Source organism: Nanhaiella sioensis (assembly GCF_046557775.1).
Taxonomy (GTDB): Bacteria; Bacillota; Bacilli; order Bacillales; family SM2101; genus Nanhaiella; species Nanhaiella sioensis.
This window is the reverse complement of record NZ_JBKAEG010000001.1, coordinates 2,598,278-2,623,134: the sequence shown is the minus strand read 5'-3', so window position 1 is coordinate 2,623,134 and position 24,857 is coordinate 2,598,278. Positions and strand designations below refer to the sequence as shown.

Annotated in this window: 12 protein-coding genes; 2 read left to right on the top strand and 10 right to left on the bottom strand. The window is 37.0% G+C overall.

Annotation, left to right across the window (positions count from 1 at the left end; all coding sequences use genetic code 11):
• Window positions 1–230: 230 nt before the first annotated feature.
• From V1503_RS12105 to V1503_RS12060, 10 genes are all read right to left on the bottom strand, one after another.
• Complete coding sequence (locus V1503_RS12105; protein ID WP_410627212.1) at window positions 231–1,076, bottom strand: MBL fold metallo-hydrolase; 846 nt, start codon at window positions 1,074–1,076, stop codon at window positions 231–233.
• A 471-nt stretch (window positions 1,077–1,547) separates the two neighbouring features.
• Window positions 1,548–12,437, bottom strand: coding sequence for a hypothetical protein (locus tag V1503_RS12100; protein ID WP_410627210.1), 10,890 nt, complete (start codon window positions 12,435–12,437; stop codon window positions 1,548–1,550).
• Between the two features lie 890 nt (window positions 12,438–13,327).
• The gene (locus V1503_RS12095; RefSeq protein ID WP_410627208.1) at window positions 13,328–13,624 is read right to left on the bottom strand and encodes an antibiotic biosynthesis monooxygenase family protein; all 297 of its coding nucleotides are present in this window, start codon (window positions 13,622–13,624) and stop codon (window positions 13,328–13,330) included.
• 464 nt (window positions 13,625–14,088) lie between these two features.
• Window positions 14,089–14,946 (bottom strand): amidohydrolase family protein, encoded by an 858-nt coding sequence (locus V1503_RS12090; protein ID WP_410627206.1) that lies wholly within the window; start codon window positions 14,944–14,946, stop codon window positions 14,089–14,091.
• Window positions 14,933–18,019 (bottom strand): GNAT family N-acetyltransferase, encoded by a 3,087-nt coding sequence (locus V1503_RS12085; protein WP_410627204.1) that lies wholly within the window; start codon window positions 18,017–18,019, stop codon window positions 14,933–14,935. Before V1503_RS12085 ends, V1503_RS12090 begins: the two co-directional genes overlap by 14 nt.
• 802 nt (window positions 18,020–18,821) lie before the next feature.
• On the bottom strand, window positions 18,822–19,490 hold the full coding sequence (locus V1503_RS12080) for a TetR/AcrR family transcriptional regulator (RefSeq protein ID WP_410627202.1): 669 nt from the start codon (window positions 19,488–19,490) through the stop codon (window positions 18,822–18,824).
• A 74-nt stretch (window positions 19,491–19,564) separates the two neighbouring features.
• Window positions 19,565–20,593: an ABC transporter permease gene (locus V1503_RS12075; RefSeq protein WP_410627200.1), complete on the bottom strand. Its 1,029-nt coding sequence runs from the start codon at window positions 20,591–20,593 to the stop codon at window positions 19,565–19,567.
• Complete coding sequence (locus tag V1503_RS12070; RefSeq protein WP_410627198.1) at window positions 20,590–21,333, bottom strand: ABC transporter ATP-binding protein; 744 nt, start codon at window positions 21,331–21,333, stop codon at window positions 20,590–20,592. Before V1503_RS12070 ends, V1503_RS12075 begins: the two co-directional genes overlap by 4 nt.
• Window positions 21,334–21,623: 290 nt before the next feature.
• The gene (locus V1503_RS12065) at window positions 21,624–21,980 is read right to left on the bottom strand and encodes an MmcQ/YjbR family DNA-binding protein (protein WP_410627196.1); all 357 of its coding nucleotides are present in this window, start codon (window positions 21,978–21,980) and stop codon (window positions 21,624–21,626) included.
• Between the two features lie 43 nt (window positions 21,981–22,023).
• The gene (locus tag V1503_RS12060) at window positions 22,024–22,785 is read right to left on the bottom strand and encodes a MerR family transcriptional regulator (RefSeq protein WP_410627194.1); all 762 of its coding nucleotides are present in this window, start codon (window positions 22,783–22,785) and stop codon (window positions 22,024–22,026) included.
• A 396-nt stretch (window positions 22,786–23,181) separates the two neighbouring features.
• Between V1503_RS12060 and V1503_RS12055 the strand changes: the two genes are divergently transcribed.
• Together V1503_RS12055 and V1503_RS12050 are read left to right on the top strand one after the other, a co-directional pair.
• Window positions 23,182–23,892, top strand: a complete 711-nt coding sequence (locus V1503_RS12055; RefSeq protein WP_410627192.1) for a CPBP family intramembrane glutamic endopeptidase — start codon at window positions 23,182–23,184, stop codon at window positions 23,890–23,892.
• 102 nt (window positions 23,893–23,994) lie between these two features.
• Window positions 23,995–24,642, top strand: coding sequence for a hypothetical protein (locus V1503_RS12050; RefSeq protein WP_410627190.1), 648 nt, complete (start codon window positions 23,995–23,997; stop codon window positions 24,640–24,642).
• Window positions 24,643–24,857 lie beyond the last annotated feature (215 nt).

Sequence of the window (24,857 nt, the reverse complement as noted above, 5' to 3'; positions counted from 1 at the left end):
TGTTAGTCATCGTAGTACAATAGAAAAGGTGCCACGAACGCTAGGTGAAGACATACTTATAGGTAAGAACGAAAAGCAACATCAATTAATGCGGAAAAGACCATGCTCACTTTTTTATCATTGAGACTTAGATACAACTGTATATATCATACATAAATTGAGTTTTCATACTACCAAAATAAAATTAAGGGATTTGACCTCCCACTCATTTAACGCTACAGCAGCGGAGGTCAGATCCCTTTAATAAATGCTTTTAGTAAGAATCGTTCATCTTCATTTGGTTTTCTGTTGTAGTGGTTTACGAATTTTTGGATTGCCTGTTGTTCTGTATCGTTACTTTCCACTAGGTCCCCTATCGCTTTTACTACATCTAGATAATAGTCGGCCAATTGCTGTTTCGTTTCAGGATTTATATGTGATGAGACATAGTAATCGACATCATAGCTTAATATTTTGTCTATTAGAGGATATATATTTTCTTTTGAATATTTAAATGATCGTTCATAAATATCAACCCATAAGCAGTCCGAGATAACAAGCACTCTCTCTTCAGGTACATGGATCACGATAGAATCGGGTGCATGGTCTCCACCTACATGTTCCAATATACAAGTCACTCCACCTAGGTCAATAGTTAATTTACCTGAAAACGTCATATCTGGAAGCTGTATTTTTAATTGCTTTCTTTCATCCTCTGTCATCGCTCTTAATAGATAATCCTGACAAAATTCACTTTCTATCCCTGCTTGAACACGCTCTATAATTGATTTGTCATCCCATTCAAATCGGCTCATTTCCTCAAGTTTTTCTTTCGTCATATCGTGTGAGATAGTCGGGAGATTCATTGTCTCAATTCCAAAAACATGATCCCAATGCCAATGTGTAATAGCTAAATAGCTTGGATTTGGAACATTTAATTGACGGACTTCCTCTAAAAATTTCCCCGCATGTTTTGGTGAATTTCCAGCATCTATTACAAGGCTTTTTTCTTTACCTACGACAAGTAATAAAATCGGCTGATCTGTTTCTTGATTAAAATCCATATAATATATATTTTTTGTAAGAGTATGTAACATCATTAATTCCTCCTATAATAATGACTCATGGTTTATATACTAACAGAAAGCAACTTAAAAAATAACTAATCAAAAATTGCATACTGAACTGAATATTAATTTAGATTTATATAATTTGAATGTTTTAAAAAATGTCCTAAGTGAATGGATCACGTAAATTGTATTAAATTTAAAAAATTATTCATGTCCTTATTTTGATAATAACTAATCATATTTAACCGTTTAGGTAAACTATAAATGACCATTTCAAAACACCTTTGGTATTTATAATACAATCAGAGTAGTTATCTGAAGCGCCTGGTAAAAGGATAAACAGAGTAACTTGCTGCCACTAGTTTTTTTGCATAGAAGGCAACTACTAGTAAAGGATTTTGTTTACATTTACATACAATCCTAAATCGTTAAAAAATAGAGTCGCCTAAGCGACTCTATCTAGAGGTAGATATTACTATACTTCTGTAAATTTCAGGTTTAGTAAGTGATACTAAAATACATAATATATTCGTATACGATGTAATCTACTCTGTTATCGTATTCAAATTTATAGTAATCCTGTCCTTCACCATTAGCTCTATTCTCAAACCACGTTACGAAATCATTTATTTGATTAATAGATAAATCGTAACTAAATATAGCGCCATCTTCCATAGTAATAACAAGGTTTGCTATTGTCGCCTCTGGGTCAGCAACAATAACTTCTGAATACTCACTCTCTCCATGCTCATTCAATGCCGTTACTACATAATAGTACGTTGTGTTGTTTGCTATGTCTATATCAATGTAGCTTGTTTCATTGACATTTTGAGCAACTGAGATGTATGGACCATCGACCGTTGTGGAGCGGTAAACGTTATATGTCGTTGCGTTCGTTACTTCTCCCCATGATACGGTAACTTGTCCTTCCTCATTTACGATCGTTATATCTGTTGGTGCTGATGGAACTAGCACTCCAGGTGTACCAGATATCTCTTCAGAGTACCCACTTTCTCCATGCTCATTCACTGCCGTTACTACGTAGTAGTACGTCGTGTTGTTCGTGATGTCTACATCAATATAGTTTGTTGCAGTCACGTTTTGAGCAACTGAGATGTATGGGCCATTGATCGTTGTGGAGCGGTAAACGTTATATGTCGTTGCGTTCGTCACTTCTCCCCATGATACAGTAACTTCCCCGTCTCCATTCAATATACTAATACCTACTGGTGCTGATGGAACTAGCACCCCAGGTGTTCCAGATATCTCTTCAGAGTATCCACTCTCTCCATGCTCATTCACTGCTGTTACTACGTAGTAGTACGTTGTGTTGTTCGTGATGTCTACATCAATATAGTTTGTTGCAGTCACGTTTTGAGCAACTGAGATGTATGGACCATCGACCGTTGTGGAGCGGTAAACGTTATATGTCGTTGCGTTCGTTACTTCTCCCCACGATACAGTAACTTGTCCTTCCTCATTTACGATCGTTATATCTGTTGGTGCTGATGGAACCTGAACTTCTGGAGTTTCAGATACCTCTTCAGAATATCCACTTTCTCCTTGTTCATTCACTGCTGTTACTACGTAGTAGTACGTTGTGTTGTTCGTGATGTCTACATCAATATAGTTTGTTGCAGTCACATTTTGGGCAACTGAGATGTATGGACCATTAATCGTTGTGGAGCGGTATACATTATATGTCGTTGCGTTCGTTACTTCTCCCCATGAAACAGTAACTTGTCCTTCCTCATTTACGATCGTTATATCTGTTGGTGCTGATGGAACCTGAACTTCTGGAGTTTCAGATATCTCTTCTGAATATTCACTTTCTCCTTGTTCATTCACTGCCGTTACTACGTAGTAGTACGTCGTATTGTTCGTTACGTCTACATCAATATAGTTTGTCTCATTGACGTTTTGAGCAACTGAGATGTATGGACCATTGATCGTTGTGGAGCGGTAAACGTTATATGTCGTTGCGTTCGTCACTTCTCCCCACGATACAGTAACCTGTCCTTCCTCATTTACGATCGTTATATCTGTTGGTGCTGATGGAACCTGTACTACTGGAGTTTCAGATATCTCTTCAGAATATCCACTTTCTCCTTGTTCATTCACTGCTGTTACTACGTAGTAGTACGTCGTGTCGTTCGTAATGTCTACATCAATATAGTTTGTTTCATTGACGTTTTGAGCAACTGAGATGTACGGACCATTGATTGTTGTGGAGCGGTAAACGTTATATGTCGTTGCGTTCGTTACTTCTCCCCACGATACAGTAACTTGTCCTTCCTCATTTACGATCGTTATATCTGTTGGTGCTGATGGAACCTGAACTTCTGGAGTTTCAGATATCTCTTCTGAATATTCACTTTCTCCATGCTCATTCACTGCCGTCACTACGTAGTAGTACGTTGTGTTGTTCGTGATGTCTACATCAATATAGTTTGTTGCAGTCACATTTTGGGCAACTGAGATGTATGGACCATTAATCGTTGTGGAGCGGTAAACGTTATATGTCGTTGCGTTCGTCACTTCTCCCCACGATACAGTAACCTGTCCTTCCTCATTTACGATCGTTATATCTGTTGGTGCTGATGGAACCTGTACTACTGGAGTTTCAGATATCTCTTCAGAATATCCACTTTCTCCATGCTCATTCACTGCCGTTACTACGTAGTAGTACGTCGTGTTGTTCGTGATGTCTACATCAATATAGTTTGTTGCAGTCACATTTTGGGCAACTGAGATGTATGGACCATTAATCGTTGTGGAGCGGTAAACATTATATGTCGTTGCGTTCGTTACTTCTCCCCACGATACAGTAACCTGTCCTTCCTCATTTACGATCGTTATATCTGTTGGTGCTGATGGAACGAGCACTCCCGGTGTTCCAGATATCTCTTCTGAATATTCACTTTCTCCACTATTATTGACTGCTGTAATCACATAATAGTAATTCACATTATTCGTTACATCAATATCAATGTAGTTCGTTTCGTTAATATTTTGAGCGATTGAGATGTACGGACCATTGATCGTTGTAGATCGGTAAACGTTATATGTCGTTGCATTCGTTACCTCTCCCCACGATACAGTAACCTGTCCTTCCTCATTTACGATCGTTATATCTGTTGGTGCTGATGGAACCTGAACTTCTGGAGTTTCAGATATCTCTTCAGAATAGCCACTTTCTCCATGCTCATTCACTGCCGTAATAACGTAGTAGTACGTTGTGTTGTTCGTAATGTCTACATCAATATAGTTTGTTGCAGTCACATTTTGAGCAACTGAGATGTATGGGCCATTGATCGTTGTGGAGCGGTAAACGTTATATGTCGTTGCGTTCGTTACTTCTCCCCATGAAACAGTAACTTGTCCTTCTTCATTTACGATCGTTATATCTGTTGGTGCTGATGGAACCTGAACTTCTGGAGTTTCAGATACCTCTTCAGAATATCCACTTTCTCCTTGTTCATTCACTGCCGTCACTACGTAGTAGTACGTTGTGTTGTTCGTGATGTCTACATCAATATAGTTTGTTTCATTGACGTTTTGAGCAACTGAGATGTACGGACCATTGATCGTAGTCGAGCGGTAAACGTTATATGTCGTTGCGTTCGTTACTTCTCCCCACGATACAGTAACTTGTCCTTCCTCATTTACGATCGTTATACCTGTTGGTGCTGATGGAACTAGCACTCCTGGTGTACTAGATACCCCTTCAGAATACTCACTTTCTCCTTGTTCATTCACTGCCGTTACTACGTAGTAGTACGTCGTGTTGTTCGTTACGTCTACATCAATATAGTTTGTTGCAGTCACATTTTGGGCAACTGAGATGTATGGACCATTAATCGTTGTTGAGCGGTAAACGTTATATGTCGTTGCGTTCGTTACTTCTCCCCATGAAACTGTAACTTGTCCTTCTTCATTTACGATCGTTATATCTGTTGGTGCTGATGGAACGAGCACTCCCGGTGTTACAGATATCTCTTCTGAATATTCACTTTCTCCTTGCTCATTCACTGCCGTTACTACGTAGTAGTACGTCGTGTTGTTCGTTACGTCTACATCAATATAGTTCGTTTCATTGACGTTTTGAGTAACTGAGATGTATGGACCATCAATTGTTGTGGAGCGGTAAACGTTATATGTTGTTGCATTCGTTACTTCTCCCCATGTTACAGTAACTTCCCCGTCTCCGTTCATTATACTGATACCTGCTGGTGCTGATGGAACTAGCACTCCTGGTGTTCCAGATACCTCTTCTGAATATTCACTTTCTCCACTATTATTGACTGCTGTAATCACATAATAGTAATTCACATTATTCATTACATCAATATCAATGTGGTTAGTTTCGTTAATATTTTGAGCGATTGAGATGTATGGACCATTGATCGTTGTGGAGCGGTAAACGTTATATGTCGTTGCATTCGTTACTTCCCCCCATGATACTGTAACTTGTCCTTCCTCATTTACGATCGTTATATCTGTTGGTGCTGATGGAACTAGCACTCCTGGTGTTCCAGATATCCCTTCAGAATACTCACTTTCTCCTTGTTCATTCACTGCCGTTACTACGTAGTAGTACGTCGTGTTGTTCGTTAAGTCTACATCAATATAGTTTGTTGCAGTCACGTTTTGAGTAACTGAGATGTATGGACCATCGACCGTTGTGGAGCGGTAAACGTTATATGTCGTTGCATTCGTCACTTCTCCCCATGATACGGTAACTTCCCCGTCTCCATTCACTATACTGATACCTACTGGTGCTGATGGAACTAGCACTCCCGGTGTTCCAGATACCTCTTCAGAATACTCACTTTCTCCTTGTTCATTCACTGCCGTTACTACGTAGTAGTACGTCGTGTTGTTCGTTACGTCTACATCAATATAGTTTGTTTCATTCACATTTTGGGCAACTGAGATGTATGGACCATCGATCGTTGTGGATCGGTAAACGTTATATGTCGTTGCGTTCGTCACTTCTCCCCATGATACAGTAACTTCTCCGTCTCCATTCACTATACTAATACCTACTGGTGCTGATGGAACAAGCACTCCAGGTGTTCCAGATATTTCTTCAGAATAGCCACTTTCTCCATGTTCATTCACTGCCGTCACTACGTAATAGTACGTCGTGTCATTCGTTACGTCTACATCAATATAGCTTGTTTCATTGACATCTTGGGCAACTAAGATGTATGGACCACCGATCGTTGTGGATCGGTAAACGTTATATGTCGTTGCATTCGTCACTTCTCCCCATGATACGGTAACTTCCCCGTCTCCATTCACTGTATTGATACCTACTGGTATAGTTGGAATTAAAGTGCTTGGTATCCCGGATACTTCTAGAGAATATTCACTTTCTCCACTATTATTGACTGCTGTAATCACGTAATAGTAATTCACATTATTTGATACATCAATATCAATGTAGTTAGTTTCGTTAATATTTTGAGCGATTGAGATGTACGGTCCTCCACTTTGGGTTGAGCGATAAATATTGTAAGTAGTTACATTCGGAACCTCTCCCCAGGTTAACGTAATTTCACCATCACCAGTTGTAACTTCTACTTCTGATGGAGCTAAAGGTATTAGAGAGGCACTTGCTTCGTTAGAAAAGTCACTTTCTCCATCTTCAGTAATCGAGGTGACTACGTAAAAATAAGTATTTCCATTATCAACTGTTGTATCAAGGTACACTGTATTTTGTACATTTGATGCTATTAAATCATATGGTTCTCCTGAATTTGTAGAACGGTAAATGTTGTAGCTAGAAGTACTATCAACTGCAGACCAGGATAGGGAGATTCCCTCATTTATTGTTTCTGCACTTAAGCTTAAAGGATTCGTTACTACTTCATTAAAAAGTCTAAGATACGGGTAAGAGAAACCTTCTTCAATTCCCCAAATTGTAGAGAAATCCCACCCTACATATGTATCTCCTTCCATCATCTCAACTGTAGTACGTCCGTATGAATCTTCAACACCTAAATCCGTAACAACACGATCATAATAACTATTTACTAATCGAGTATCACTACCAAATCCAATTAGTCCAGATATGTTAGATGTTCCAGTTACCCTCCCTGCGGCATAGTTATTCTCGATTCTAATTGTATAGGAGGAACTGCTTCGATCTGTATAGCCGATTAAGCCTCCCACATACCTTGTTCCACTCACATCACCTAAAGCATAGTTGTTCGTAATGTCAATGTTGTATGACTGATTTGGAATTTGTCCAATCAGTCCACCTACATAATCTTCACCACTCACATTGGATGTGGAATAGCTTTCATTCACATACATTCTTATGTTACTTCCAATCAGTCCACCTACGGCATTTCCACTTGCTGTTACAGTCCCTAAAGCGTAGCTTTTATTTAACGTTCCAGTGTTCGTAGAACCAAATAATCCACCTACGTTGTTCGCTCCATGAACTGTACTGTTTTCTGTTAATTTCACGTTCTCCGTGGTTAGCGTGCCACTCCCATTACCAACCAATCCACCTACGTTACTTGCTCCATTAACTGAACTACTTCCTGTTAATTTCACGTTCTCGATGATTGTCGTTCCAATTGTATAACCGATTAAGGAGCCGACATTGTTTCTCCCTGTAAGTTGGATATCGCTTAATTCTAAATTTGTAACCGTTACATCCGATGTATAACCAAACAATCCAATATAGTCTGTACTAGATTGATCGATTACAAGATTATGTATCTTGTATCCGTTCCCATCTAATGTACCTGTGAACGCGGCACTGTTAGTGCCAATTGGTGTCCATTCTTCATCTGTTAGATCTATATCATTCATCAGTTTGTAATGCGCACCGAGCTCATATTTCATATTTTTCAAATGTTCTATCGTCTCAATTAAGTATGGATTCTCTTCCGTACCATGTCCCCCTGCTACCTCATTCACTGGTAACCCTACACTCGTTTCATTTGGGACATCCAATTGTAGGAGGTATGGATAAGATGAATCCTCATCAATTCCCCAGATGGTTTCAAAGTCCCAGTTCACATAATTAGCTTTTGTCTTCATCGCACTTGTTAAACGACTGACACTGCTTGAGATATAGCCGACGGCAAGCCCATCATAATAACTGTTTACTAATCGAGTATCACTACCAGATCCAACTAATCCAGATATGTTAGATGTTCCAGTTACCCTCCCTGCGGCATAGTTATTCTCGATTCTAATTGTATAGGAGAAACTGCTTCGATCTGTATAGCCGATTAAGCCTCCCACATACCTTGTTCCACTCACATCACCTAAAGCATAGTTGTTCGTAATGTCAATGTTGTATGACTGATTTGGAATTTGTCCAATCAGTCCACCTACATAATCTTCACCACTCACATTGGATGTGGAATAGCTTTCATTCACATACATTCTTATGTTACTTCCAATCAGTCCACCTACGGCATTTCCACTTGCTGTTACAGTCCCTAAAGCGTAGCTTTTATTTAACGTTCCAGTGTTCGTAGAACCAAATAATCCACCTACGTTGTTCGCTCCATGAACTGTACTGTTTTCTGTTAATTTCACGTTCTCCGTGGTTAGCGTGCCACTCCCATTACCAACCAATCCACCTACGTTACTTGCTCCATTAACTGAACTACTTCCTGTTAATTTCACGTTCTCGATGATTGTCGTTCCAATTGTATAACCGATTAAGGAGCCGACATTGTTTCTCCCTGTAAGTTGGATATCGCTTAATTCTAAATTTGTAACCGTTACATCCGATGTATAACCAAACAATCCAATATAGTCTGTACTAGATTGATCGATTACAAGATTATGTATCTTGTATCCGTTCCCATCTAATGTACCTGTGAACGCGGCACTGTTAGTGCCAATTGGTGTCCATTCTTCATCTGTTAGATCTATATCATTCATCAGTTTGTAATGCGCACCGAGCTCATATTTCATATTTTTCAAATGTTCTATCGTCTCAATTAAGTATGGATTCTCTTCCGTACCATGTCCCCCTGCTACCTCATTCACTGGTAACCCTACACTCGTTTCATTTGGGACATCCAATTGTAGGAGGTATGGATAAGATGAATCCTCATCAATTCCCCAGATGGTTTCAAAGTCCCAGTTCACATAATTAGCTTTTGTCTTCATCGCACTTGTTAAACGACTGACACTGCTTGAGATATAGCCGACGGCAAGCCCATCATAATAACTGTTTACTAATCGAGTATCACTACCAGATCCAACTAATCCAGATATGTTAGATGTTCCAGTTACCCTCCCTGCGGCATAGTTATTCTCGATTCTAATTGTATAGGAGAAACTGCTTCGATCTGTATAGCCGATTAAGCCTCCCACATACCTTGTTCCACTCACATCACCTAAAGCATAGTTGTTCGTAATGTCAATGTTGTATGACTGATTTGGAATTTGTCCAATCAGTCCACCTACATAATCTTCACCACTCACATTGGATGTGGAATAGCTTTCATTCACATACATTCTTATGTTACTTCCAATCAGTCCACCTACGGCATTTCCACTTGCTGTTACAGTCCCTAAAGCGTAGCTTTTATTTAACGTTCCAGTGTTCGTAGAACCAAATAATCCACCTACGTTGTTCGCTCCATGAACTGTACTGTTTTCTGTTAATTTCACGTTCTCCGTGGTTAGCGTGCCACTCCCATTACCAACCAATCCACCTACGTTACTTGCTCCATTAACTGAACTACTTCCTGTTAATTTCACGTTCTCGATGATTGTCGTTCCAATTGTATAACCGATTAAGGAGCCGACATTGTTTCTCCCTGTAAGTTGGATATCGCTTAATTCTAAATTTGTAACCGTTACATCCGATGTATAACCAAACAATCCAATATAGTCTGTACTAGATTGATCGATTACAAGATTATGTATCTTGTATCCGTTCCCATCTAATGTACCTGTGAACGCGGCACTGTTAGTGCCAATTGGTGTCCATTCTTCATCTGTTAGATCTATATCATTCATCAGTTTGTAATGCGCACCGAGCTCATATTTCATATTTTTCAAATGTTCTATCGTCTCAATTAAGTATGGATTCTCTTCCGTACCATGTCCCCCTGCTACCTCATTCACTGGTAACCCTACACTCGTTTCATTTGGGACATCCAATTGTAGGAGGTATGGATAAGATGAATCCTCATCAATTCCCCAGATGGTTTCAAAGTCCCAGTTCACATAATTAGCTTTTGTCTTCATCGCACTTGTTAAACGACTGACACTGCTTGAGATATAGCCGACGGCAAGCCCATCATAATAACTGTTTACTAATCGAGTATCACTACCAGATCCAACTAATCCAGATATGTTAGATGTTCCAGTTACCCTCCCTGCGGCATAGTTATTCTCGATTCTAATTGTATAGGAGAAACTGCTTCGATCTGTATAGCCGATTAAGCCTCCCACATACCTTGTTCCACTCACATCACCTAAAGCATAGTTGTTCGTAATGTCAATGTTGTATGACTGATTTGGAATTTGTCCAATCAGTCCACCTACATAATCTTCACCACTCACATTGGATGTGGAATAGCTTTCATTCACATACATTCTTATGTTACTTCCAATCAGTCCACCTACGGCATTTCCACTTGCTGTTACAGTCCCTAAAGCGTAGCTTTTATTTAACGTTCCAGTGTTCGTAGAACCAAATAATCCACCTACGTTGTTCGCTCCATGAACTGTACTGTTTTCTGTTAATTTCACGTTCTCCGTGGTTAGCGTGCCACTCCCATTACCAACCAATCCACCTACGTTACTTGCTCCATTAACTGAACTACTTCCTGTTAATTTCACGTTCTCGATGATTGTCGTTCCAATTGTATAACCGATTAAGGAGCCGACATTGTTTCTCCCTGTAAGTTGGATATCGCTTAATTCTAAATTTGTAACCGTTACATCCGATGTATAACCAAACAATCCAATATAGTCTGTACTAGATTGATCGATTACAAGATTATGTATCTTGTATCCGTTCCCATCTAATGTACCTGTGAACGCGGCACTGTTAGTGCCAATTGGTGTCCATTCTTCATCTGTTAGATCTATATCATTCATCAGTTTGTAATGCGCACCGAGCTCATATTTCATATTTTTCAAATGTTCTATCGTCTCAATTAAGTATGGATTCTCTTCCGTACCATGTCCCCCTGCTACCTCATTCACTGGTAACCCTACACTCGTTTCATTTGGGACATCCAATTGTAGGAGGTATGGATAAGATGAATCCTCATCAATTCCCCAGATGGTTTCAAAGTCCCAGTTCACATAATTAGCTTTTGTCTTCATCGCACTTGTTAAACGACTGACACTGCTTGAGATATAGCCGACGGCAAGCCCATCATAATAACTGTTTACTAATCGAGTATCACTACCAGATCCAACTAATCCAGATATGTTAGATGTTCCAGTTACCCTCCCTGCGGCATAGTTATTCTCGATTCTAATTGTATAGGAGAAACTGCTTCGATCTGTATAGCCGATTAAGCCTCCCACATACCTTGTTCCACTCACATCACCTAAAGCATAGTTGTTCGTAATGTCAATGTTGTATGACTGATTTGGAATTTGTCCAATCAGTCCACCTACATAATCTTCACCACTCACATTGGATGTGGAATAGCTTTCATTCACATACATTCTTATGTTACTTCCAATCAGTCCACCTACGGCATTTCCACTTGCTGTTACAGTCCCTAAAGCGTAGCTTTTATTTAACGTTCCAGTGTTCGTAGAACCAAATAATCCACCTACGTTGTTCGCTCCATGAACTGTACTGTTTTCTGTTAATTTCACGTTCTCCGTGGTTAGCGTGCCACTCCCATTACCAACCAATCCACCTACGTTACTTGCTCCATTAACTGTACTATTTCCTGTTAATTTCACGTTCTCGATGATTGTCGTTCCAGCTGTATAACCGATTAAGGAGCCGACATTGTTCCTCCCGGTAATTTGGACATCGCTTAATTCTAGATTTGTAACCGTTGTATTCGATGTATAACCAAACAACCCGATATAGTCTGTACTAGATTGATCGATTACAAGATTATGTATCTTGTATCCGTTCCCATCTAATGTACCTGTGAACGTGGTACTGTTAGTGCCAATTGGTGTCCATTCCTCACCTGTGAGATCTATATCATTCATCAGTTTGTAATGCGCACCTAATTCATTACTTATCCCCTTTAAACCCTCGACAGAATAAATTAAATAAGGAGAATCAATTGTTCCACTACCTGTTTCTTCTGCTAAAGCTTGTATTTCATTAATGGGTAAAGTCAATGATAGACTTAATAAAATGAATAAAAATAAACGAATAAAAAAATGATGCTTAAATTTGTTTGACATTTTACAACCCTCCTATGGATTTTTTTGTAAATTACAGACATAAAATGTGATAAATTGCAATATTCTTCCCTTTTCGACAATACCCAACTATTTTTATACCACATTTTTCCGTCGAGAAAAAGGTTGATTTTTTCTTCTACTATTCAAAACAGGGAACATAGTCACTTATTGATAGATGTTTCCTCAAATAGATCCGTACTCCATACATGAGGAAAATTATAATGGTCATTATGAATGAATGGGTGTTTGGTAAGGGATAGAGGATTTATGATAGTGGTAAGAACCAGGAGAGTGAGTAAATTCAGAATGTGTTACATTGTTTGCAGAAAAAATGATTAAGTAAAAAATATATCAATACAAAATTGGTTATAATGGGAAATAGCCACTAATATATAAACATGAACGGCATAGAAAAATAAGGACTTCCAAAAAAAGAGAAAATTCATTTACAGGTGAGAAAATAAGAAAAGGGAATAGTCCCTTAAAAAAAAGAAATCACATTCTTAAACAAGGTTAGGGAATTCAAGAGGGTGCGAGGTTAAGTCAAGGACGATTACTACAGAAAAGTAAAAAGTATATCGCTTTCAAGAGCTACATATAGAAGTAGGGTTTTCACTTGTTTTTTCAAATCGTTAAACAAGCATCTTCAGAAACTTAAAAACCTTAGCCCTTTGAGTAGCGGGCTAAGGTTGCTTAAAGTCTAATTTTTCCTAATATTTTTTTACACAAAGTACCCTTCCGAGGAGGAAATTTTTTTGCGCTAAATAGATCATATAGGAAACCTTAGAAAATATATTCCTACTTTCTTTTTTTCACAACCTAAAAATAACATAGTTAACACCTTTTAAACATCTCATTTACATATTAATTAAACATCTTCATGTCACATATTACGAGCTATGTACGACTTCATAGATTTCTATCTTTGATCCAGTTGCAGTTGTGCCTCGTGTTCGACGCTCAGCGTGAGCTTGACGAAAAGCATGGCTTTCAGTCCATGCCTTAAAATCTTCCTTGCTTTCCCATTTTGTATACACAACTTGTTTCTCTTCTTCCGACGAGCTTAAAAATTGAAATTCTACACAACCTGGTACCTTTTTCATATTTTCAGCACTTTTGCTAAATAACTCAACCATTTTTGACTTACCGTCTTCAGGTACAGTTAACACATTCATCACTACATACATGTTATAACCTCCACTTTCTGTTATCGGATAAGATTTTTTTAATCACTTTACATTCTTATATCCATCTTAACAGCAAACCTTTGCATTATTCAATTTTTACACTTAATCGTCACGGAATCACAATAATATATAAACAGTAAATATTAAAGAAATAGCATTTTTTCAAAGCTAGTTGTCACATTAACTGTTGTTTCGTTTTCAAAATAAAAAAATCACACATATACACCAAAAGCTCGTGGCACCATCACTTCTTTATATAATAATCGTGTATAACCATCTCTTGCTCTTTTAATTGGTAACACTAGCGATAAAAGTGCCTTTCAAAGAACAAAAAGACTGGCCTATAAAACCTTTGTCGAAATAGCTAACACATGTATGCGTATTACTATAAAGGTTATTGGCCAGCCTTATCTTTAGCAAGAAATAAACGGCATTATATATCTTTTGCAAAAATAACAAAACGTTTATACATTTAAAAATGGTTTAATTTTCGGAAACACTTTTATTGCATTATGATAAAAAACATCCTTGTGATGCTGCTCTGGTACTAGCTCCTTCACTAAATCAATGTATGCTTGTATCGGAGCAAGTGGCCAATCTGTGCCAAATAATAGCTTGTCGTAACGATCACAAAACGTTAAAGCATGACGTATATGATCTAAAAAATTGGAGTTTACATGCTTTTCAATATCTTGTTTTGTACCAACAAGCCAACCGGATAAATCTGCGTACATATTAGAGTTTTTATATACTACTTCTGCTCCATCTAACACCCACGGATCTCCGAAGTGAGCCATCATAAAAGTGACATCACGATGCTCTACAGCAACTTCATCAAGTGTAAGAGGGTGGGAATACTTTAATAAGCCTCTCTCTGAATAAGTATCTCCTGTATGAAATACGACTGGTAGCCCATATTTCGCAGCTATTTTATATACTGGCTTATAAACGTCATCATACGCATAAAAAGGGTAGTACCCTAAATAAATTTTTATCCCAACTACATGAGGCTTCTGAACTTCTTTCTCGAGCATTCGCAATGATTCCTTAGTTAAAGTATAAGGATTAACCCCTGCACAATATACAATAGAAGGAGGAATTGACGACGATAAATCAATCCCCATAGGTGTTTGTGCATACTTTGAAGGAAATCCTTGATTGGAGGTTTCAGTTAACCCCATCGCAATCCCAAGCACGACATTTGCGTCTTCAAATTCCTTTACGATTCCTTCAGATGAGTAATTAACTTTTGACATTTCATCTGCAGTTTGAAAGAAGCTATTAATATTTGAAAAATGCAAGTGAGCATCAATAATTTTCATGCAATTTTTCCTCTTTTGTTAGAACTAAATTTGCTAAATGATGCAGTGCCTTGTGATTAATTTTACCCTTGCCTACTGTAATGAGTAACGGTTTTGTAAATATTGTTTGACGATTAGCTAAGTGTAGCTTTTGATTGATACTTGTAAAATTAACATCCTTGTTCATATATACTTCAGTTTCAGATACTTCATCATGTTGAATGATGTGTAGTAATTCGTCTACTTTATCCCCACCAAACGCATGCTGAAGTTCTAATTTAGCCTCGTATTCCGCACCACCACCAGTAACCTTCACATCACCATTTTGTATAAAGGTTTTATCCAAATATGAATTTGGTTTAATTGACAATTCAGTTTCCAATTTTTTATCGAGTAGGTACGAGCCTGTATGTTGATCAATTTTCGAGAAATGAGCGACGACAGGTACCCCTGGTAGCATAACAAAATATTGGTGAAAATTAAGTCCTTTATATTTTTCGTGTTTCGTAATGCTCGTTGAAATTTCTAAACCTTCCCAAACATTATGAAATTGATCGTTTAAAGTAGCAAACTGAACCGAAGATGATTCCTTGCTCCAAGAACGGTTACTCAAATCACTCATTGTGCTACGAATACCACCTGACCATGGATTCCACCACGATTTAGATGTTAGTTTTGGAAAGGATGAATCTAGCCACTCTACTCCATTCATTTTTAATGAAAATAGCGTAGGAAAAAAGTCTGTTGATGCTCCTATTTCTATTAAACCATTATTCACTCTATGAACCTTTAGGTCATCCTCTTCAACGATATGATGCACAACTTTATCATTTGAAGGTTTCAGTAAGACACGTTCTGAATAATATGCTATATTATTACGTCGATCTTTCACCTTCACATGTACGAACGGATCATGAATCTGCTTAACTGGGACAGATACTTCATGCTCTCCTGCATATGTGTCATTTGCCAAGGTGACTTGGACAGTTCCATCTGATGAGGTATTTTTCTTTTGTTCAGTTTTAATGACGATTTCATTTGTTGAGATAACAGGGTTTCTAGCATTATATACAACCTCAATTGCATCCTGTGGCAACTGTTTGTTGACAGGCTTTCTTTCCGCGAAACGACGGAATTCTTTCCATGTTTGAAAGGCACCCATGTTGATGAAGATTGGCTCTGTTTGTACAGTCACTCCTCCATCAAGCTTACCAAGGTTTTGTTCACAATATGTGTACCAGTTTTCAAATTGCAACTGCGATTGCTTTGGCCAGCAAAATCCACTAGGGTAAGGTTTGTACTGTGAAAAAATCCAGTTTTCCGTAAGCTTAGAGCTTTCCCATTCTCCGTAAAAAGTGAAGCCTTTACCGTGTTCAACTAGGTCATGATTATAATGAAAAATTGGATTTTCCAGACTATGATAAATCGGCTGACTTATCCACACATCTTCTGATGTAGCTTCATTACCTTCGTTCGTCAGTTGTACTGCTGCCTCTATTAAACCTTCTGCAAAAAGCTTATAAATATAAACAAATGAAATATTATTCATCGACTCTGATTCAAATGTTGCCTTTAAAATCATTGCTCCTTGTTGTTGCTCAAACTCCACCTTCTTTGGTTTTTTCTTAGAAAACTCGTCGTTATACGGCTTCCCAAGCTTAGGAAACATGAGCGTTGTCGGTTGAGAATCACTCATAATACGACCGGGAATGAATTGATTATTAAACTTACTAAAATATCCTTGGTAGCTCCCATTATATATATGCCAGTATTCATCACATTCCCCGTCAAATTGTGCGCCAATCCCTTTAAAGCCAACCCCAATTCGTTTATTAAAGGTTTGTTCAATATGACCGTCCCTAATAACAGACACTTCTATTTCCGGTCCATAAAAACCATAGTCATGTAAGTATGCATCGATCGGTATAGACATTTTTTCTTTCCCTTGTAATGTTACTTCTATCTTTTGTTGCTTAATCGTTAGCAAATTCGTAGAAGGTAGTGAGAAAGAAAATATTTGCTCGCCCTTCGATTGATTTTCAATATCAAGGAAAAAGGTTACCTCTTCCCCGGCCATAAATTGATCTTGTGGTGCAGCAGCTTTTATATTTGCAGGTAATTTTGGATTCACTCCAATTGCAAAAGTAGCTTTTTTGCCATTTATCCACACATTTGCTTGTACAGCTGGATGCGTTCGCCACGGACTTTGCTCTTCCACATAGTCAGCGATTGAAAACATCGCTTCAATAGTCTTTTCACCTTTTACCTTGACTTCATTCTCATATAAGAAACTAATTTGCCCTTGCTCTTCCCCTTCAAATCGAAGTTGAAGTGGCTTATCGTTTTTATTTATGACATGAAATTGGATTTGATGGGATTTGTTACAAACAAGTTCAAAGTCCTCTACTGTAGCTTCTATTAAATAGTCATCCGTCTCAATAAGCCGTAAACCACGGCCTGACCTTTCAAAATGCATACGTAATTTTCCATAGTACTCGTCGTTCCAAGAATACTCGTAATAAACAAAATGATTACGCTTAATATCGTCTGGTACGACCTCAATTTGCCGATCACTAGCAGTATACCAATCTACTTTTGCAAAATAATCTTTCACTGCATCTGTAGCGAGCACAGTTGGAATAAAATTCATCAAATGTGTAGTATCATCACGATCTTCCCAAAAGAACCCACATTTTTTGTAAAGAGGAACAGCCTTCGTATTTCCGGGCCATGTATACAAGTCAAGACGCGGCCATTTCCTTTGAATTACTTCGTTTAATACTCTTGTGACGAGCATTTTCCCAATCTTCTTCCCATGATAATCTGGGCGAACATTTAATAATGGAATATACATTGCTCCTCGATCTTCACGGTATTCAGATAAAGAACAATAACCAACTACCAATTCTCCGTCCATTGCTAAAAATACTTTAATATTACTAGAATTTGCCTCCTGTACCTTCACCTGTACACCTGTTTTAACAGATGTGGAACCTCCCCAGCCCTCTTGACTGTTATTCCACATATCTGCTACAGCTTCAGCTAATCCGTTATGGTATTCTACAATATTAATATCTGATGTCACTTTCCCCATGATCATTCTCCTTATTGAAATGCTCAACAAATCCGTCAGTGATTCCACTCTAGAAGCTTTTTGTTTTCATTTCGTATTTATAGCTTAGTTCTTCTAGAACAATACCTCGTTATTAAAAGCCGCTTGTCATTGTTGAACACTCCGTTGTAGTTTTTTCTTATTTCTACGTTTTACAATTCCTAACCTTATGAAAATCCTTCAACTTTTTTGTTATTACCATCTCAATCTCCTCCTTATATTTTTTAGATACTAAACTATCCATTGTTAATATTCAAAAAAATAGATTAATACCCATTTTTATACTAACGAATGTACAGATAATTGTAAATATTTTTTAGAATAGTAATAGTTGTATTAATTTAATTAGATTTTTAAGTAAGAATTTTTTCCGCTTTGATTGTTTTTTTCGAACGTAGAAATAATAATGTATCCAACTACAGTGGCTTGGCATATGTTCTTCTATAAAGGTTGTTTTCGCATTAATTGTTGCTTTGCGTACTAAGAGCCAAACACGTAGACAACTAAAAATCGTGGCATCTTTCCTCCTGTACAACAATGACTAACCGTGTAAGAACCATATTCGCATAACAATAGCAATAACGTTGAAGAAAAGAGCCTCTATATAAGAGGTAACATTCACATTAGTTATATAAAAAAGTACAAAACTTAAGACACATAAATAACAAAAAGAAATGTATGATTTTACACACATTTCCTTTTAAATGGATCTCATATTGACTACTTTTTAACATTAACCCTGTACATACAGCTATTATTGTATTGCTCTTTGTATGTCATTTCTTTACCTGTCTTCTTTCCCAGATAAACCATAGAGCATAAATTGAATAGTGTGCTCAATCTCTTGTTCGTCATCCCATTCAGCATCAGGTAAAATGAATAACCTTGTAAGAATAAATCCAATACCAGTAGTTAAAATCATACGGATAACCGTTTTTGAAGGGAGATCAATAATATCCCCTTGCTGTTGGAAATGTTCAATAATCTTTTGCAATTGAACATATATATGTTCTGTAAATATACTCGTAAATTGCTCTTTCAGCTCCTCCTGAAAAGGGATCTCTTGCAACAGGATTTTCAGCATGGGTAAATGCTTCTTAGCGAATTCTAAGCGGTTAATTAATAACGCTCGTAGAAAATCCTCCGCTTGATTGTATTGATTTTTCTTAAACACTTCTTTCACGAATGATTTTGCGAGCAATGGTGTAATAATTTTTGTCCAAGTTGGAACTACGATTGAAATTAATAGGTCATGCTTCGTTTTGTAATGTCGAAAAATTGTACCCTCAGCTACCCCAGCCCTTTTGGCTATTTCATTAGTAGATGATGCTGCAAATCCCTTTTCGGAAAATATTTCAACAGCAGCTTCAAGGATTTTCTTTTGCTTAGGGCTAAGTTTTTCGTCACGACTACCCATTTCTAGAAGCTCTTCAAGCCACTCTTTATCCTGCATTATGATTAACTCCTTACATCTGCTAGCTTTTGCTTTCTTCTATCACCATGTTGAAATTCCAGCTTTTTATACTTTTATAATCTTCTATGCTTCTTTAAAGCTACTACATTTAATACCATAAATAATAAAGAGAATCCAAGCAAGACGAATACATCAATTTGTATATCAGCCCAGCCTCCACCACGGATCATAATGTCTCTCATAGCATCCCCACCATACGTCATCGGCATAATTACACTTAATGACTGTAACCACGGTGCCATTGTTTCCAAATGGAATAATCCAGAAAAGAACACCTGTGGAATAATAACTAGCGGGATAAATTGGATCATCTGCAATTCGTTATTAGCAAATGCAGACAAGAATGTTCCTAAAGTGAGTGCAGTTAATGACAGTAGAAATGTAATGAGTAACACATACCAAATTGATCCAACCATAATAATATCAAGAATTTCTATTGAGAAGAACACAATGATAGTCGCTTGAACGGTTGTGAATATACCGTATCCTAAAGCGTAACCTATAACCATTTCCCACCTTTTGAGCGGTGTAGATAATATACGATCTAACGTACCACTCGTTCTTTCTCGTAAGAAAGAGACCCCTGCAATTAAAAATACGAAGAAAAATGCAAAATAACCGATTAAAAATGGACCAATGTTATCAAAGAGGGCCATCTCATCTGAACCATGTAAATATGTGAATTCAGGCTTTATTAATGATTGTTGCTCGTTTTCCAGCTGTTGAAATGCTTGTTGTATTGATAATAAAACCGCTTTATTGACAGTCGGATCACTACCTTCAAGGCTAATGTGCGGTACATTCTGATCCATAATAATAAATGCATCTATTTCTTGCTCAGTAAGCTTTGCTTCTGCTTCTTCTTGATTTATCGAAAGTAGCTCTACATTTTCCTCTTCTAGTTGCTCTAACAACATATCTGGGACATCAACCATCCCTATTGTAGGTGTGTATTCGTTACCATCAAATACTAGCGACATTAACCATAAAATAAACATAGGGGCTATTAACATGAGACCTATCGTTCGTTTATCTCTCAAGAACTGACGAATAATTCGTATAACCATCGCTCTTATTCTCATCCTCTTACACCCCCGAATGTTAAAAAGGCTTCTTCTAGAGTGTTAGCACTCGTTTGCGCTTTTAATTCATCTGGTGTGCCGAGTCCGATTAAGCACCCTTCTCGTATCATACCGAGGCGAGAACACTTCTCTGCTTCATCCATGACATGTGTTGTTACGATGATTGTTTTTCCGTTATCTTTTAATCTTCTTAACTCATCCCAAATCGATTGTCTTAAGATAGGATCAATCCCAACAGTCGGCTCATCTAATAATAAAACTTCTGGCTCATGAACAATAGCAATAGCAAGTGATAACCGCCGTTTCATTCCTCCAGAAAACTGGTGAACAGGCTTTTTCTTTTCTGGTAGCAGGTTGACAAGTTCTAATACTTTATCAATTCTTTGTTGCTTTACCTTCCCTTTTAAACCATAAATCGTTGCAAAAAAATCAATGTTTTCATATGCTGTTAGCTCATTATATAACGCATCTGATTGTGCCATAAAACCGATTTTATTCATCATCTTTAAATTAGGCATCTTAGTGCCTAAAACCGATATCGACCCTTCAGTTACTTCATCTATTCCACCTATCATTTTTACAAGCGTTGTTTTTCCAGCTCCAGATGGACCAAGTAAGCCAAAGAACTCTCCGAAGGAAATGTCAAATGTTACATCTTGTAGAGCAGCTTTTTTACCAAATCTCTTTGTTACATGACTAACTGAAATACAAGTATCATTATTCACGTTGTATCCCTCCATTTCAGTGAGTGATTACTCACTTTTATTATACGTTGCATTTCAATTATATGTAAATGTTTTTTTTCTTTTCGCATAGATTATTGGTTTACGTACTATAAATAAACTCGTTACATCTTCTCTGCTATAAAACGATGACTGTTGAGTATTTTGTATATTGCAACAAAATTTACGAAAAGAGCCTGTATTTTTGTTGTGATAATTACATTGGCATTGGTAAAGGGCGTTTTGATCTGATTGACCTTAGCCATCAACGTAATTGAAGCTGTGTTTCTGTTTTGCGAAAAAAGCTTTTAATTTTTTTCGTTAATCTCTGCCTTTTCAGCCTTTAAACTGTTAAACACTAACTCATAAGACCTATCAATCATTTGTAAGATTTGTTTATTTGGTACTGTGCCATCAACTGTAATTGTATTCCAATGTCGCTTGTTTAAATGATAACCTGGTTTAATGGCGGGATATTGGTCACGAAGTATTTCATTAACATCTGGCTCACATTTTAAGCTAATGGCAGGATGGGTTTCTCCTAGAGACAAAATAGCAAACATTTTAGTTCCTACCTTCATCACATGCGCATCATCCCCAAATGGAAAATCCTCATAAGCACCTCGTTTTGTTAAACAACTTTCCTGTAGCTCTTTGAAATCCATCTTATCTCTCCTTTTATAGTTTTGATGATTTTGTTTATCCGTTTCATATGTAATTTTCTTCTAAAATATAATCAATAGCTTGTTCGATAAACTTAACAACTTCGTCATTAATCGGATATAGTCCTAGCTTTTGAGATTTCTCCTTTGATTTGCGAACTTCCCAAAATTTCAGTTCCAGATCTTCATCACCATGAAAGGTTTCTTTCGACAGTAATAGTATATCTTCTGCAATGAGTTGACCTTCTGCAGATTCTGGTTTTATGCTGTTTTTCAAACATAACTCCACCCTCCTAATAATGTTAATCCACTTCTTAGTTTGCTCATCGTCCTCGCCCATTTTTGGAAGGTTATTTGAGAGTGCATCAACTTCCTTTTCATTAAAAAACTCCTTCCAAATCATTTCTTTTTGTTCTGCTGACTTACGATGTAGATATTCATCTATTAGTGGTAACAAAACCTCCCAATTTAATTGTTGTTCCACTCTTATACTAGTTAAAATCGTCGTTGTATGATTTAACGACCCTTGTAGCTCAAGAATTTGGTTCTCTAATGACTTTTTATGGACAGCTAAAATGTCTTGAACAGTGATTTGATCTAGAACTTTTTTAATGTCATCTAGAGAAAGTGAAAGAGCTTTTAGTATTGTAACCTTTTCTAGTTTAAGCATATCTTGCTCTGAATAAAGACGTCGACCGTTGTCTTCTTTAATCGTCGGTTCGACGAGTCCTATTTGATCATAGTAACGAAGCGTTCGTACGGAAAGATGAAGCTTCTTTGAAGCGTCACCCGTTGAATAATATATCACTTCTATTCCCCCTATTAGCAAGCACGATTGATGAAATAATTTCATAACGAACTACGCCTAAATTAAGAAAAATAACTTTCTAAAAACCATTTAGGTAAAACATTTCTATGGATATACGAATTTTTCGGAGCATCTTTTCTTCTATAAAAAGGTGGAGATTGAGCAAAATCTTCCTTTATAGGAACTATATCAACAAAGTTTACGGATAGTTATTTTCATAACGATTGTTAAACAAATGCCATCTATTCTGACAATATCCCATAAAACACTTTAGAAAAAGTACTTGCAAGTGACGTTACGTCACCTTTTACAATAATTGTATCATATGGAATTTATTCATATCGAAGTCATTCACCATTCATAGCTAAAACATACATTAATTTGGAGGATTTATTTATGGAAAGTATACAAATTAAACGATTAGATTTTAAAGATGAAGTTTGGACATGGAAGGAATTCATAGGAGCACTTATAGTAGCATTCGTTGTTGTACCCATACTTATTGAATATTTATTACATGCGTATATAAATAATATATTAGCAAACGATCTATATGCAGGTACCCTCACTGGGCTAATAATGGCAATATGTTTTTTATACAGTATTTATATGATTTCATTAAAGCCCCATCATTTAACATGGAAGGATATTGGTTTACGATCGTTTCCAATTCAATATTTGACATGGATTATACTTTGGATAATACTTTTAATCATTGTTGGTGTCATTATAATATTTGCTATGTCGTGGTTTGGAGTTAACTATGAAAATAGTAAAACAGCTAGTATTCAATCGCAGGTCACTCCTGTTAACTTTATCATTGGGTTTGTATCTGCTAGTGTAATTTCTCCTTTTTATGAAGAAATTTTTTATCGGGGGTTTATTTATAAATGGCTAAGGGCGAAATGCGGGATATATACCGGTATGTCGGTTAGCTCATTAATCTTTATGCTCGTTCACATACCAACATATAATGTGCTGCCAATCACTTTTGTAAGTGGACTTGTTTTTTCATGGACATACGAACGGACAGGGTCGGTCATACCAGCTATGATCATTCATGGTTGCTTTAATGGTATTGCTGTAGTAGCTACAGCTTTGGCCTAGTATCACATATAAGGAGTTAGCTAGGGTTTAATTTCAGAGGTCATATTGAAAATTGAAATGAGAGTCCAAAGCTCTTTTAAAAATTAGGAGGAGAAGTTCTTTATGGATTTCGTGCTAGAACATAAATGGATTTTTTTAATTATTGCTGAAATCTTCTTTTGGGTGTTTATGATATCATTTTTGACTGTTCGCTATTGGTTTGGGTTAAAAAAGCTGAGCATGCTTTTATTTCTCATTTTTATCATAAATGATCTATGGATTGCAGCAATGGGGTTTTTTGATTATTTAAAAACAGGAGATTTTACGAGCTATCAGATCATTATTTTAGTTATTATCGTCTACGCTCTCACATACGGTAAAGCTGATGCACAAAAGTTAGATACTATTATTCAACAAAAAGTTGCTCTATGGAAAGGAGAACCTATCCCTCAAGCTAAACCAGCTAAAGTACTATATGGTAAAGCTCATGCCAAAAATCAACGAAAACAATTTTTTTCTCACTTTCTTATCTTTGCTATTGTACATTTCATATTATTCATTTCTTACGGTTTGTCAGAAGAAATTGTTAATATTAACAGCATCGAACAACTATTTACAGTTTGGCTTAACAATAAAAATGCTACTTTCCCTTTTAACAACGCAATTGTAAATAACCTAAGCAGAATTTGGATGATGATTCTAACACTTGATGCGGTGATCTCACTATCATATTCAGTCTTTCCAAAGTCGAATAAAGCAGCTTCTTCATAACAAGTAGTACAACGGTAACACTACTAGCGCTGGGAGATTTCCCTAGCGCTTGTTATCATTTCACGTAAGAAAGCCTCTAAATCATGTCGACAACAGTATAATAAAAAAATTAGGCTGTTATAGGATTGCTTCTACAGCTTAAAAAATAATACTAATCGAACATTTTTAGTTACCCTAACTTTAATACAATAATAAGAAAGATTGTGAAAGAAGCT

Bases quoted from the DNA above. Each gene is read 5' to 3' on its own strand.
- V1503_RS12105 (WP_410627212.1), bottom strand. From the start codon at position 1,076: ATGTTACATACTCTTACAAAAAATATATATTATATGGATTTTAATCAA.
- V1503_RS12100 (WP_410627210.1), bottom strand. From the start codon at position 12,437: ATGTCAAACAAATTTAAGCATCATTTTTTTATTCGTTTATTTTTATTC.
- V1503_RS12095 (WP_410627208.1), bottom strand. From the start codon at position 13,624: ATGTATGTAGTGATGAATGTGTTAACTGTACCTGAAGACGGTAAGTCA.
- V1503_RS12090 (WP_410627206.1), bottom strand. From the start codon at position 14,946: ATGAAAATTATTGATGCTCACTTGCATTTTTCAAATATTAATAGCTTC.
- V1503_RS12085 (WP_410627204.1), bottom strand. From the start codon at position 18,019: ATGGGGAAAGTGACATCAGATATTAATATTGTAGAATACCATAACGGA.
- V1503_RS12080 (WP_410627202.1), bottom strand. From the start codon at position 19,490: ATGCAGGATAAAGAGTGGCTTGAAGAGCTTCTAGAAATGGGTAGTCGT.
- V1503_RS12075 (WP_410627200.1), bottom strand. From the start codon at position 20,593: ATGAGAATAAGAGCGATGGTTATACGAATTATTCGTCAGTTCTTGAGA.
- V1503_RS12070 (WP_410627198.1), bottom strand. From the start codon at position 21,333: ATGGAGGGATACAACGTGAATAATGATACTTGTATTTCAGTTAGTCAT.
- V1503_RS12065 (WP_410627196.1), bottom strand. From the start codon at position 21,980: ATGGATTTCAAAGAGCTACAGGAAAGTTGTTTAACAAAACGAGGTGCT.
- V1503_RS12055 (WP_410627192.1), top strand. From the start codon at position 23,182: ATGGAAAGTATACAAATTAAACGATTAGATTTTAAAGATGAAGTTTGG.
- V1503_RS12050 (WP_410627190.1), top strand. From the start codon at position 23,995: ATGGATTTCGTGCTAGAACATAAATGGATTTTTTTAATTATTGCTGAA.